Source organism: Streptomyces sp. BB1-1-1, from assembly GCF_031597775.1.
Lineage (GTDB): Bacteria > Actinomycetota > Actinomycetes > Streptomycetales > Streptomycetaceae > Streptomyces > Streptomyces thinghirensis.
The window spans coordinates 4,606,666-4,620,055 of sequence record NZ_CP134203.1; the positions used below are offsets into that span (position 1 = coordinate 4,606,666).

The following is a 13,390-nucleotide window of genomic DNA, read 5'->3' on the forward strand; positions in this document are numbered from 1 at the left end:
TATAACCTCGTATGCGTGTCGTCTCTCGCGCTCTACCGCCGTTACCGCCCGGAGTCCTTCGCCGAGGTCATCGGGCAGGGGCATGTCACCGACCCGCTGCAGCAGGCGCTGCGGAACAACCGGGTCAATCACGCGTACCTGTTCAGCGGTCCGCGCGGCTGCGGCAAGACGACCAGCGCCCGGATCCTGGCCCGCTGCCTGAACTGCGAGCAGGGCCCCACGCCGACCCCGTGCGGCGAGTGCCAGTCGTGCCGCGACCTGGCGCGCAACGGGCCGGGTTCCATCGACGTCATCGAGATCGACGCCGCCTCGCACGGAGGCGTGGACGACGCCCGTGACCTGCGCGAGAAGGCGTTCTTCGGGCCCGCCTCCAGCCGGTACAAGATCTACATCATCGACGAGGCCCACATGGTCTCCCCGCAGGGCTTCAACGCCCTGCTGAAGGTCGTCGAGGAACCCCCGGAGCATCTGAAGTTCATCTTCGCGACCACCGAGCCCGAGAAGGTCATCGGGACCATCCGGTCGCGGACCCATCACTACCCCTTCCGCCTCGTGCCGCCCGGCACCCTGCGCGACTACCTCGGCGAGGTGTGCGGCAAGGAGGAGATCCCGGTCGAGGACGGCGTGCTGCCGCTGGTGGTGCGGGCCGGCGCGGGATCCGTCCGGGACTCCATGTCGGTCATGGACCAGCTGCTCGCGGGCGCCGGTGCCGACGGTGTGACGTACGACATGACGACCGCCCTGCTCGGCTACACGGACGGCTCGCTGCTCGACTCCGTGGTCGAGGCGTTCGTCACGGGGGACGGCTCGGCCGCCTTCGAGGTCGTGGACCGGGTGATCGAGGGCGGCAACGACCCGCGGCGCTTCGTCACCGATCTGCTGGAGCGCCTCCGTGACCTGGTGATCCTCGCCGCCGTGCCCGACGCGGGGGAGAAGGGGCTGATCGACGCCCCGGCCGACGTCGTCGAGCGGATGCAGGCCCAGGCGCGGTCCTTCGGTGCCGCCGAGCTGAGCCGTGCCGCCGACATCGTCAACGAAGGGCTCACCGAGATGCGCGGGGCCCACGCGCCGCGCCTCCAGCTGGAGCTGATCTGCGCGCGCGTGCTGCTGCCCGCCGCGTACGGCGACGAGCGTTCGGTGATGGCGCGCCTGGACCGGATCGAACGCGGCGTGCAGTTCTCCGCGGGCGCGGGCGCAGGGGCGCCCGCCATGGGGTACGTGCCCGGGCCCGAGGCGCATGCCAGTACCGGTACCGGTGGTGTCGCGGCCGCCGCCGCTCCGGTTCCGCCGGGCGGCGGGCCCGCCGCTGCCCGGGCGGCGGTCCGGGCGCCCGGACCCGGTGGTGGTGGCGGTGCCCCGGCGGAGCCGTCTCCGCGGGCGGACCGCCCCGACCGGCCGACGGCTGCCGGCGCCGGTACGGGTCCCGCTCCCGACGAAGGCGGCGGTTCCGTCGGAGGCGGGCAGTCCCAGGCCGCCCCCGTACCTCCTGCCGCCCCCGCCGCCCCCGCCGAGACACCTCCCTCCGCACCCGCGCCCGGTGCCTGGCCGACCGCGGCTCCCGCGGGTGGCGGGCGGCGCCCCGGAGGGTGGCCCACGGCTGCACCGGCGGGCGGCGGCCAGTCCCGGCCCCCGGCTGCTCCCGCTCCCGCTTCCGGTCCCTCCTCGACTCCGGCACCGGCCCCGGCCCCGGCTCCGGCTCCGGCACCCGTGCCTGCCGCCGCCGCCCCCGGGCCTGCCTCTCCGCCGCCGGGTGCGGGAGTCGACCCCCGCACGATCTGGCCCAACATCCTGGAGGCGGTCAAGAACCGCCGCCGGTTCACCTGGATCCTGCTCAGCCAGAACGCTCAGGTGACCGGCTTCGACGGCACCTCCCTCCAGATCGGCTTCGTCAACGCCGGTGCTCGCGACAACTTCATGAGCAGCGGCAGCGAGGACGTGCTGCGGCAGGCCCTGGCCGAGCAGTTCAACGTGCAGTGGAAGATCGAGGCGGTCGTCGACCCGTCCGGCGGCTCGGCGTCTCCGCCCCCCGCCGGTCCCTCCGGTGGCTACGGCGGATCCGGCACCGGCGGATCCGGTCCCGGTGGTGCCGGTGGTGCCGGTGGTGCCGGTGGATCCAGTGGTGGCGGTTACGGCGGTGGTGGCGGCTACGGAGGCGGTGCGCCCGCACAGCGCCCGTCGGCACCCTCGCCCGCGGCCCCGGCTCCCGCGCCGTCCGCGCCCGCCGCGCCGGGACCGGCGTCCGACTCGGCGTCCGCCCCGGCGCCCCGGCCCCCGGCTCCCGAGCCGCGCCCGGTCTCCCCCGAGGACGACACCCCCGAGGACGACGACCCCGACCTCGACGAGTCGGCCCTCTCCGGCAAGGAACTGCTGGTACGGGAGCTGGGGGCGTCGGTGGTCGAGGAGATTCCGCACGAGTAGTTCCGCTGGTTCCACGAGCAGGCGGGGTGCCGGGCCGCGCGTTCCGGGCCCCGCACTGGAGGAACCCACAAGCCTCCCCGCCCCGCTCCTTCGGAAGCCCGCACAAACCGCACCGGCCCGTTCCCATTAGGCTTCACCCCGTGAAGGTCCTTGTCATCGGCGGCGGCGCCCGCGAACACGCCCTGTGCCGTTCCCTGTCCCTCGACCCCGACGTCACCGCGCTGCACTGCGCACCCGGCAACGCCGGTATCGCCGAGGTCGCCGAACTGCACCAGGTCGACGCCCTCGACGGCGCGGCCGTCACCGCGCTGGCCACCCGGCTCGGTGCCGAACTGGTCGTGGTCGGGCCGGAGGCGCCCCTCGTCGCCGGGGTCGCCGACGCCGTACGCGAGGCGGGCATCCCGGTCTTCGGGCCCTCCGGGCAGGCCGCGCAGCTGGAGGGCTCCAAGGCATTCGCCAAGGACGTCATGGCCGGCGCCGGCGTCCCCACGGCCCGCTCCTACGTCTGTGTGAACCCGGCCGAGGTCGACGCGGCCCTCGACGCCTTCGGCGCGCCCTACGTCGTCAAGGACGACGGGCTGGCCGCAGGCAAGGGCGTCGTCGTCACCGACGACATCGAGGCGGCCCGCGTGCACGCGAACGCGTGCGACCGCGTCGTCATCGAGGAGTTCCTGGACGGCCCGGAGGTCTCCCTCTTCGCGGTCACCGACGGCGAGAACGTACGCCCGCTCCAGCCCGCCCAGGACTTCAAGCGCGCGCTCGACGGCGACGCGGGCCCGAACACCGGCGGCATGGGCGCGTACTCGCCGCTGCCCTGGGCCGACCCCAAGCTGGTCGACGAGGTCGTGCAGAGCGTGCTCCAGCCGACCGTCGACGAGATGCGCCGCCGCGGTACCCCGTTCTCCGGACTGCTGTACGCCGGTCTCGCGATCACCTCGCGGGGCGTCCGCGTGATCGAGTTCAACGCCCGCTTCGGCGACCCCGAGACCCAGGTCGTGCTGGCCCGCCTCCAGACCCCGCTCGCCGGTCTGCTGATGGCCGCCGCCACCGGCAACCTCGCCGACCTCGAGCCCCTGCGCTGGAGCGACGACGCGGCCGTCACCGTGGTCGTCGCCTCCCACAACTACCCCGGCACCCCGCGCACCGGCGACCCGATCACCGGCCTCGACGAGGTGGCCGCCGAGGACGCCCCGCACGCCTACGTCCTGCACGCCGGCACCCGCGCCGAGGGCGACGCCGTCGTCAGCGCGGGCGGCCGCGTCCTGTCCGTCACGGCCACCGGCACGGACCTCACCGAGGCCCGCGACCGCGCCTACCGGGCCGTCGCCCGCATCGGCCTCGACGGGTCCCAGCACCGCACCGACATCGCGGCGAAGGCGGCCGCGGGCGCCTGACCCGGCCCTGCGGAACACTCCCGCGCACCCAACCCGACAGGCCCCGGCTCCGTCTCAGGAGCCGGGGCCTGATCCTTGCTGTCCGTCATCCACCTTTCCCCAAAGCCATTCCATCGAGTGACCGATGAGCCATACGGCTGACGGGCACGAAGGCCCCAACTATGGTGCCGCGCAGGCATTCCGGCACTTGGCCCACCGGCATTGCGATGTCAGTGGCGGGTGCCACAGTGGGGGAGTGAGCAAGAGCCGGAGAGCAGCAGGAAAGTCCAGGGCAGCAAGGAGGGGGTGAGGTCCGGCCGTGACCGGTATCGGTGGTGTGGAGATGGGCGCGCAGGCAGCGCGCTCCCGGGCGCTGGCCGTGCTGCGCGTCCGCAGCAGGGCGCTGGCCGTCGCCCTGTTGCCCGCTGCGGCCGCCGTGATCCTGCTCGTGGGCGGCTCCACCGGGCACCTCGCGGGCGGGGGCTGGGACACGGCCCGCTGGGCGGTGTCGGCGCTCGCGCTTCTCGTACTGGCGGCCGCCGCCGGAGTCGCCCTCGTCGTCGCCCGCTCCCGGCCCGCCGTGACCCCGACGGTCACGATCGCCGAGGAGTCGGCGCCGGACCTCTACCGGATGGTGCGCGACCTGGCCGACCGGCTCGACGTCCCCGCCCCCTCCGCGATAGCGCTCACGCCGGACTGCGACAGCTGGCTGGAGGACCGCACCCACCCGGCCCACGGCCCGCCGCCCGTGGAGGAACACGACGACGTGGCCGGCGTCGGCGGACCCGCCCACCGCCGGACCGCCGCCGCGCCCGTCCTCGTCATCGGCTCGCCCTTCCTGTGGTGGATGCGCGTGGGCGAACTGCGTGCCGTCCTCGCCCCGGTCGTCGCCGGCGCGGGCCCCTCGGCGCACCCCGACATAGCCGCGGCCCGCCGCTTCATACGGGGCCTGGACGCCGCGGTGGCGGTGGCCTCGTCGGGCAGGCGCGGCCCGCTGTCCCGGGCGGCGTGCGCGGGGCTCGGCTGGGTGGCCCGGCTCCTGCTGCGCAGCTGCCGCGTGCACGCGGCACAGATGGAGCGCGGGGTCGCGACCGCGGCCGCCGAGCGTGCACAGGCTGTGGACTACGGTCTGCGGATCGTCGCGCAGGAGCAGGTCGGGCTCGCCTACGCGGGCTGGGACCGGCTGCTGACCCGGGTGGCGCTGCCCGCCTGGCGGATGGGCCGCTGGCCCTCCCGGCTGGACGTGGGCGTGGTCGCCGCGCTCACGGAGCTGTCCCGCCGCGACCGCCTGGCCGAGGGCTTCGCCTCCCGCCTGGGCGAACGTCCGGCCTGCGACCTGCTGGAGGAGCCAGGGGTGATGGACGAGGCGGTCTCCCTCCTCGCCGCGCGTCTCTTCCACGGCGGGCCGGCCGAGACCGGCCCGGACTGGGCGCCGGTGGCCTGGGAGGAGTATCCCGAGGAAGTCGTCGACCGGACCTGGCGCACGGACGCGGCCCGCCTCCACCGCGTCCTGGACACCCTGGGCGTCCGCCGCACCGCGGACGACGCGACACCGGGCACGGACGGCCCGACCCTGGCCCGCGTCCTGGACCACCTCACGACAACCCCCGCCCCGGCCGCCGACGGCCCCTCCCCGCCGCGGAACACGACAGCCGCGACCGACACGGGGGCGGAACCCGGCCCCGGAGCGGCGACAGAACCCGTCACCGACACTGACACCGGAGCGACGACCGAGTCCGGTACCGGCCCCGGCACGGTGGCCCAGCCCGGCACCGGACGCGTACCGGTGACCGCGCCCGGCACCGACGCCACCACGCATCCGCCGTACGGCGAGCACGGCGCTCACGCCGGGCACGGCGCTCACGCCGGGCAGGCCGCCCACGCCGGGCACGGCGCCCACGCCGGGCAGGACGCTCACGCCGGGCAGGACGCTCACGCCGGGCACGGCGCCCACGCCGGGCAGGACGCTCACGCCGGGCACGGCGCCCACGCCGGGCAGGACGCTCACGCCGGGCACGGCGCCCACGACGCGCAGGCTGCCCACGCCGGGCACGGCGCCCACGCCGGGCAGGACCCTCACGACGCGCAGACCGCCCACGAAACGCCCGCCGCCCCCGCCGCCCACCCAGGCACCCACGAGGACGCGGACACTCCCGGCGGCCACCACCCGGACCACCGTGCCGCCCCCTCCTCCGCCTCCGCCCCTTCCTCGGCCTCCGCCGACGACACCGCCTCCGCCGCCGACGACGACGACCTGGCCGGCACCACGGCCCGCGGAGCCGCCCTCGCGGCAGGGCTCAGTGCCCAGCTGGCCCGCGAGGAGGCGGAGGCGCAGCCGGCCGGGGTCCAGGCCCCCGCTCAGGGAGCCGCGGCGCCGGTCGGCCCCGACGCCGCCCTCTGGGACGACCGCGCGCTGCCTCTCCTCCCCCTGCAGCCCCCGCGCACCGGCCGCGAGATCCTCACCGCCCACGTCACGGCGATGGTGTGCTGCGCGGCGATGGACACCGCCGGCGCGACCCCCGGCCTCGACTGGCTCGACGGGCCGTCCCTCCTGGTCGACGGCGCCCGCGCCGTGGACCTGGGCCCCCACGTCCGCAGCCTCGTCGAGACGGGCGACCCGGGCCCCCTGCGCGTCTGGATGACCGAGCTCGGCATACGCCCGGAAAAGCCGGTGCGCCTGGTCTGACCCGCCGCCCCACCGGCTGCCGTGCCGGAACGCCGAATCGGACTCCCTGATTCCACTTTGGGCCACTTCGCAACGAACAGTGACAGCACGCGCGCGAAATGTGATGTGCTGGGACCGATCGCGCACATGGCAAAGGCGTTCGTCATACGCACGACCACGGGGGCACGAGGGAGGGGACTGTCCCATGGGGCCCGAGCAGATCCGCCGCTGGGAGTCGGGAGCACTCGCGCATGCCGTGACGGATCCCTTCGGACAGGGGCCCGTCCCCTGGTTGCGCGGCGGCGAGACGTACTTCGGCGACACCGGCCAGGTCGTCGCCTGGTACGCGGACCAGGACGGCGTACCGGACCCGGACCCGGACGGCAGGACCGGCACGAAGACCCGAGGGCGGCGCACCGACGGCGGCGGCCCGCGCGGCGCCGACGACGTCCGCCGCCAGATCAAGGGCTTCACCGCCACCGGAGCCGCCGCCCCCGGCGAGGCCATCGACTTCCACATCACCGTCGACCCGCCCCAGGAATTCAGCGTCGACGTCTACCGGATCGGCCACTACGGCGGTGACGGCGCCGCCAAGATCACCACCAGCCCCCGCCTGTCCGGCATCGTCCAGCCCCCGCCGCTCACCGCCGACCGCACGGTCTCCTGCCATCACTGGTGGCTGTCCTGGCGGCTCCAGATCCCGTCGTACTGGAACATCGGCGCGTACGTGGCCGTCCTGACCACCGCCGACGGCTACCGCTCCCACGTGCCCTTCACGGTCCGCGACAGCCACCCGGCCGACCTGCTCCTCCTCCTGCCGGACATCACCTGGCAGGCGTACAACCTCTACCCGGAGGACGGCCGCACCGGCGCCAGCCTCTACCACGCCTGGGACGACGACGGCCGGCTCCTCGGCGAGGCGGACGCCGCGACGACCGTCTCCTTCGACCGTCCGTACGCGGGTGCCGGCCTGCCCCTCCACGTCGGCCACGCCTACGACTTCATCCGCTTCGCCGAGCGCTACGGCTACGACCTCGCCTACGCCGACGCCCGCGACCTGCACTCCGGCCGCGTCGACCCGACCCGCTACCGGGGCCTGGTCTTCCCCGGGCACGACGAGTACTGGTCCCCCGCCATGCGCCGCACCACGGAACTCGCCCGCGAGCACGGCACGTCCCTGGTCTTCCTCTCCGCCAACACCATGTACTGGCAGGTGGAGCTGGCCCCCTCCCCGTCCGGGACCCCCGACCGCCTGCTGACCTGCCGCAAGCGCCGGGGCCCGGGCCGGCCGGTGCTGTGGCGGGAGGTCGACCGCGCCGAACAGCAACTGCTCGGCATCCAGTACGCCGGCCGCGTCCCCGAACCGCACCCGATGATCGTCCGCAACGCCGGGCACTGGCTCTGGGAGGCCACCGGAGCGCACGAGGGCGACGAGATCGAGGACCTGGTCGCGGGCGAGGCCGACCGCTACTTCCCGCGCACCGCCCTCCCGGAGCACGACGAGCGGGTCCTGCTCGCGCACAGCCCGTACACCGACGTCGAGGGCGCCCGGCGCCACCAGGAGACGTCGCTGTACCGGGCGCCGTCGGGCGCCTGGGTCTTCGCGTCCGGGACGTTCGCCTGGTCGCCGGCGCTGGACCGCCCGGGCCACGTCGACTCCCGGGTCCAGCGGGCCACCGCCAACCTCCTGGACCGCATCTGCAAACGGGACTGACCCGCACCCGGACCGACCCGCCGTCCCCGATCACCCGGCCGTACGGGAGAATCGGAACCACTTGGACAGAACCACGGGGAGGAACCGTGTCCGGATTCGTCGAAAAGCCCGAGCCGATCCAGGTTCCGGGTCTGGTGCATCTGCACACCGGCAAGGTGCGCGAGCTGTACCAGAACGAGGCGGGCGACCTCGTGATGGTCGCCAGCGACCGCATCTCCGCCTACGACTGGGTGCTGCCGACCGAGATCCCCGACAAGGGCCGGGTCCTCACCCAGCTCTCCCTGTGGTGGTTCGACCAGCTCGCCGACCTGGTCCCGAACCACGTCCTGAGCACCGAGCTGCCCCCCGGCGCCCCCGCCGACTGGGAGGGCCGCGCGCTGGTCTGCAAGTCCCTGCGGATGGTCCCCGTGGAGTGCGTGGCCCGCGGCTACCTCACCGGCTCGGGGCTGGCCGAGTACAACGAGACCCGTACCGTCTGCGGCCTCGCGCTCCCCGAGGGCCTCGTCGACGGCTCGGAGCTGCCCGCCCCGATCTTCACCCCGGCCACCAAGGCCGAGGTCGGCGAGCACGACGAGAACGTCTCCTACGAGGAGGTCGCCCGCCAGGTCGGCGCGGACACCGCGGCCGCCCTGCGCCAGGCCACCCTCGCCGTCTACTCCCGCGCCCGGGACATCGCCCGCGACCGCGGCGTCATCCTGGCGGACACCAAGTTCGAGTTCGGCTTCGCGGGCGAGAGCGGCGACGACCTCGTCCTCGGCGACGAGGTACTCACCCCGGACTCCTCCCGCTTCTGGCCGGCCGACCAGTGGCAGCCGGGCCGCGCGCAGCCGTCGTACGACAAGCAGTTCGTCCGGGACTGGCTGACCTCGGCGGAGTCCGGCTGGGACCGGAAGAGCGAGCAGCCCCCGCCGCCGCTGCCGCAGCGGGTCGTGGACGCGACCCGCGCCAAGTACGTGGAGGCGTACGAGCGCCTGACCGGCCTGACCTGGTCGTAGCCGCAGTAGCCGCGGCACCGCGGACACGAGAAAGCCCCCGGCCGGAACCGGGGGCTTCCTCACACGGAGCGAACGACGAGGTTCGAACTCGCGACCTCAACCTTGGCAAGGTTGCGCTCTACCAACTGAGCTACGTTCGCACTGCGCCGTGGCGCGACAGCCACTATACCCAACCCCGCTCCCGCGCGAGCCGCACCGCCGCGTGCCGGTTCTCGGCGCCGAGCTTGTTCGCGGCCGACGACAGATAGTTCCGTACGGTCCCCTCCGCGAGCGCGGCGCGCTCGGCGATCTCCGCGACGGGCGCCCCGTCGGCGGCGTGCTCCAGCACCTCGGCCTCGCGCACGGTCAGCGGCGAGTCCCCGGCGGAGATCGCGTCGGCGGCCAACTCCGGGTCGACGTAGCGGTTTCCGGCGTGCACCGCGCGGATCAGCTCGGCGAGCCGCTGGGCGCTGACCGTCTTGGGGACGAACCCGCGCACCCCCGCCGCGAGCGCCCGCTTCAGATGGCCGGGCCGCCCGTGACTGGTCACGATCAGCACCCGGCAGGCGGGCAGCTCGGTCCGCAGGGATGTGGCGACCTTCACACCGTCCGCGCCGGGCATCTGCAGATCCAGTACGGCGACGTCCGGCGCGTGCGCCCGTGCCATCGCCAGTGCCTCCGGACCGGTGGCGGCCTCGGCGACCACGACGAGGTCGTCCTCCAGGGACAGCAGGGCCGCCAGCGCCCCGCGGATGAGGTGCTCGTCGTCGGCGAGCAGCACCCGTACGGGGGTCGTCACGACGCGGCCTCCAGCACCGCGGAACCGGCCGCCGGCAGCGGCACCTGGGCCGTGAGCCGGAACACGCCGTTGCCGGCCCGACCGGCGTCCAGCGTGCCGTCCACGGCGGACAGCCGCTCCCGCAGCCCCGCGAGCCCGGACCCGCCCGAGGGCTCTTCCTCGGCCGTCTCCGCCACGCCGTCGTTCTCCACCGTGAGCACTACCCGCCCCTCCGCAATCCGCACCGTCACGGCGCACTTCTCCGCGTTGCCGTGCCGCAGCACGTTCGTCGTCGCCTCCCGCACCACCCAGCCGAGCGCCGACTGGACCTCGGCGGGCAGTCCGGCCGTCTCGCCGGTGACCTCCGAGACGATGCCGGCCGCCGAGAGCACGCCCCTGGCGCCGGCCAGTTCGACCTCCAGGGCGACCTCCCGGTAGCCGCGCACGACGTCCCGGACCTCCCGCTGCGACTCCTGGGCGATGCGCTGCACCTCGATCATCTGCTCCACCGCCTCGGGCCGGCCGCGCCGGGAAAGCTGGACGGCCAGTTCGCTCTTGAGCGCGATCACCGCCAGGTTCCGGCCCATCACGTCGTGCAGGTCCCGGCCGAACCGCAGCCGTTCCTCGGCGACCGCGAGCCGGGTCCGGGTCTCCCGCGCCTGGTCCAGTTCGTAGACGGCGTTGAGCAGCCATACGGAGAAGACACAGGCGAAGGCGACGAAACCGCCGCCCACCAGCACGACGCCCGCGGTGAAGAGGGCGGCGGGGGCCGGCACGTCCAGCAGGAGCGAGAGTGTCGCGGCGCCGACCGAGAAACCGAGGACGAGCACGATCGCGTGCCGTCGGCTGCGCAGGCCGAGCGCGATGATGCCGGACCCGATGGTCACGACACCCCCGAAGGCCGCGCCCGCCGCCGCGGCGACGTCCCCACCGTACGACCCGCCCTTGGCGACGCCGAGTGAGGCGAACGCGATCACCACGGTGAGGACGGCGAGCGTCCACAGCAGCCGTACGGGCTTCGCCCGCAGGCCGAGTTCCCAGTCCAGCGTCCGGGACGCGACCAGCATGAGGACGGTGGCGTGCACGCCGACCATCAGGAAGAGCACGGTCGCGAGCCGGGCGTCGACCTGTCCGAAGGCCGACAGCCCCATGGCGACGATCTCCACGACTCCGAAGAAGTGGAACGACCACCGCGTGTACGTCTCCACCTTCTCCGGCGTGCTCTTCCGCCGCCACCATCCGCCCGGCCTGCGCATCCGACCCACTGCTCCCACTCGCCCCGTACCTCAGTGCCGCGGCTCCCAGCGGAACCACCGCCGTACAGCAAACACCGCGACCACGGTCCAGGCCACCGCCGTCGCCACGGCGCCCAGCGCCTCGTAGGCCGACAGGTCGCCGGTCCAGCCACCGCGCACCAGGGTGATGACGGGCGTCAGCGGCAGCAGCTCGCAGAAGGAGGCCAGCCGGTCGGGGAGCACCTCCAGCGGGACGAACATGCCGGAGCCGAGCATCGAGACGAACATGAACGGCAGCGGTGTGACCTGCGCGCTCTCACCGGTCCGGGTGAAGCTCGCGGTGACGGCCGCGAGCGCGGCGCACATCACCAGGCCGAGCAGCAGGCCGAGGACGGCCAGGTGGGGCGCGGACGGCGCGGACAGGTCGAGCAGCACGAAGCAGCCCGCCGCCAGGAGCAGGCTCTGCACGAGGCCGCTGAGGACGGCCGGCATCGCGGACCCGCTCAGGATCTCGACGTCCCGCAGCTCACCGGTGCGCAGCCGCTTGAGGACGAGTTCCTCGCGCCGGACGACGAAGACGCCGACGAGAGCCGAGTAGACGGCGAACAGCAGGGAGAAGCCGATCGCGGCGGGCAGGACGAGCGTGCCGGTGGTCAGTCCGGCCTCGGCGAGGTCCATCTCCTTGGACGCCTGCTGCACGCTGAACGGCAGCACCAGCGGCACGAACAGCGCGGCGAAGAGGGTGCCCTTGTTCCGTCCGAGCAGGGTCATCTCGGCGCGGGCGAGGACGGTCATGCGCCCCATCGGTGTGGTGACCGCGGCGTTCGTGGCGCGCGCCGCGGAGTGCTCGGTGGTCGTGGCGCTCATGCCGTGTACTCCTTCGTCGTCGTGCCCTCGGCCGTCCCCGCGGACGCCTCCTTCGCGATCCCCAGGAACGCCTCCTCCAGGGACGCCGACCGCACGTCCAGGCGGCGCAGTTCCACTCCGGCCTGCCCGGCCCAGACCAGTAGTCCGGTGGCGGCGCGCTGGAGTTCATGGGTGCGCAGCCGGACCATCCGGCCGTCGACCTCGTGTCCGCCGACGCCCAGTTCGTCGAGCGGCGGCAGGTCGCCCACGAAGTAGCCCGTGGGCAGTTCGAAGGAGATCCGGGACGGCTGCGCGGCGGTCACCTCGGCCGGGGTTCCGGTGGCGGCGATCCGGCCCTCGTGCATGATCGCGAGCCGGTCGGCGAGGTTCTCGGCCTCCTCCAGGTAGTGCGTGGTCAGCAGCACCGTCGTACCGCCGTCGCGCAGCGCGCTCACCAACTCCCAGGTGTCCCGGCGGCCTTCGGCGTCCAGTCCGGTGCTGGGCTCGTCGAGGAAGAGCACCTCGGGGTCGCCGAGCAGCGCGAGCGCCAGGTCCAGGCGGCGCCGCTGGCCTCCGGACAGCTGCTTCACGCGGGTGTCGGCCTTGTTCTCCAGGCCGACCATCGCCAGCACCTCCGCCGGCGGACGGGCCCCGCTCACACAGCCCGCCCACATCCGCGCGGTCTCCGCGACGGTCAGCTCGGACGGGAAGCCGCCCTCCTGGAGCATCACTCCGGTGCGGGGGCGTACGGCGGCCCGCTCGGTGTACGGGTCGTGTCCGAGGACCCGCACCCGCCCGCCGGCCGGAGCGGCGAGGCCCTCCAGCAGCTCGACCGTCGATGTCTTGCCGGCGCCGTTGGTGCCGAGGAGGGCGAAGACCTCGCCGCGGCGCACGGAGAAGTCGATTCCGCGCACGGCCTCGAACCCGCCCCCGTACACACGTCGCAGGTCGGTGACCTCAATCACGTGTTCGTGTCCGTTTGATTGCATGCCTCAAGCATTACGGCCTTCCGGGCCGGGGGACAGTGCGGCCCGTCATCACCGGGCATGACAAATGTCAGAGGGGGCGGCCGACCACCGCGCCGGAGGCACGAAAAGACCCCGGTCCTTGGAGGACCGGGGTCTGATTCCCGAGCGGACGACGAGGCTCGAACTCGCGACCTCAACCTTGGCAAGGTTGCGCTCTACCAACTGAGCTACGTCCGCATTGCCCCCGACCGGCCTTCACCGATCGGTGCGAGCACCAGCCTACCTGATCAGATCGAGTGATCGGTACGGCGATGCAGAGCGGGTGACAGGAATTGCACACTGCGCCTTCCCCCTGGAAGGGGGATGTTCTACTACTGAACTACACCCGCGTGTTCCGTGAGCTGGGCCTTTCGGCCTCG

Annotated in this window: 9 protein-coding genes and 3 tRNA genes; 5 read left to right on the forward strand and 7 right to left on the reverse strand. The window is 73.8% G+C overall.

From position 1 onward, the window contains the following. Nucleotides 1-15: 15 nt before the first annotated feature. The 5 genes from RI578_RS21200 (at nucleotide 16) to RI578_RS21220 (ending at nucleotide 9,165) form a co-directional block, all read left to right on the forward strand. Nucleotides 16-2,418, forward strand: a complete 2,403-nt coding sequence (locus tag RI578_RS21200) for a DNA polymerase III subunit gamma and tau (RefSeq protein ID WP_310872529.1) — start codon at nucleotides 16-18, stop codon at nucleotides 2,416-2,418. 140 nt (nucleotides 2,419-2,558) lie between these two features. After that, a complete protein-coding gene (gene purD / locus RI578_RS21205) occupies nucleotides 2,559-3,812 on the forward strand; it encodes a phosphoribosylamine--glycine ligase (RefSeq protein WP_310872530.1) in 1,254 nt (417 codons plus the stop codon). Nucleotides 3,813-4,110: 298 nt separating this feature from the next. Then, nucleotides 4,111-6,477, forward strand: coding sequence for a hypothetical protein (locus tag RI578_RS21210; protein ID WP_310872531.1), 2,367 nt, complete (start codon nucleotides 4,111-4,113; stop codon nucleotides 6,475-6,477). Between the two features lie 184 nt (nucleotides 6,478-6,661). Further along, nucleotides 6,662-8,170, forward strand: a complete 1,509-nt coding sequence (locus tag RI578_RS21215) for a N,N-dimethylformamidase beta subunit family domain-containing protein (protein ID WP_310872532.1) — start codon at nucleotides 6,662-6,664, stop codon at nucleotides 8,168-8,170. 86 nt (nucleotides 8,171-8,256) lie between these two features. Further along, nucleotides 8,257-9,165, forward strand: a complete 909-nt coding sequence (locus RI578_RS21220) for a phosphoribosylaminoimidazolesuccinocarboxamide synthase (RefSeq protein WP_310872533.1) — start codon at nucleotides 8,257-8,259, stop codon at nucleotides 9,163-9,165. A gap of 67 nt (nucleotides 9,166-9,232) precedes the next feature. On the opposite strand, the gene RI578_RS21225 is transcribed toward RI578_RS21220, so the two are convergent. The 7 genes from RI578_RS21225 to RI578_RS21255 form a co-directional block, all read right to left on the reverse strand. Then, nucleotides 9,233-9,305: transfer RNA gene (locus RI578_RS21225), tRNA-Gly, on the reverse strand. 23 nt (nucleotides 9,306-9,328) lie between these two features. Further along, nucleotides 9,329-9,943, reverse strand: a complete 615-nt coding sequence (locus RI578_RS21230) for a response regulator transcription factor (RefSeq protein ID WP_310872534.1) — start codon at nucleotides 9,941-9,943, stop codon at nucleotides 9,329-9,331. Next, nucleotides 9,940-11,178, reverse strand: coding sequence for a histidine kinase (locus RI578_RS21235; RefSeq protein WP_310872535.1), 1,239 nt, complete (start codon nucleotides 11,176-11,178; stop codon nucleotides 9,940-9,942). The genes RI578_RS21230 and RI578_RS21235 overlap by 4 nt, the downstream gene beginning before the upstream one ends. A gap of 30 nt (nucleotides 11,179-11,208) precedes the next feature. Beyond that, nucleotides 11,209-12,024, reverse strand: coding sequence for an ABC transporter permease (locus RI578_RS21240; RefSeq protein WP_310872536.1), 816 nt, complete (start codon nucleotides 12,022-12,024; stop codon nucleotides 11,209-11,211). Beyond that, complete coding sequence (locus tag RI578_RS21245; protein ID WP_310872537.1) at nucleotides 12,021-12,992, reverse strand: ABC transporter ATP-binding protein; 972 nt, start codon at nucleotides 12,990-12,992, stop codon at nucleotides 12,021-12,023. Before RI578_RS21245 ends, RI578_RS21240 begins: the two co-directional genes overlap by 4 nt. Before the next feature lie 143 nt (nucleotides 12,993-13,135). Next, nucleotides 13,136-13,208: transfer RNA gene (locus RI578_RS21250), tRNA-Gly, on the reverse strand. Nucleotides 13,209-13,288: 80 nt separating this feature from the next. Next, nucleotides 13,289-13,360: transfer RNA gene (locus tag RI578_RS21255), tRNA-Gly, on the reverse strand. Nucleotides 13,361-13,390 lie beyond the last annotated feature (30 nt).

Coding starts and splice junctions, on each gene's coding strand:
- RI578_RS21215 (WP_310872532.1), top strand. CDS start 6,662: ATGGGGCCCGAGCAGATCCGCCGCTGGGAGTCGGGAGCACTCGCGCAT.
- RI578_RS21235 (WP_310872535.1), bottom strand. CDS start 11,178: ATGCGCAGGCCGGGCGGATGGTGGCGGCGGAAGAGCACGCCGGAGAAG.
- RI578_RS21240 (WP_310872536.1), bottom strand. CDS start 12,024: ATGAGCGCCACGACCACCGAGCACTCCGCGGCGCGCGCCACGAACGCC.
- RI578_RS21245 (WP_310872537.1), bottom strand. CDS start 12,992: ATGCAATCAAACGGACACGAACACGTGATTGAGGTCACCGACCTGCGA.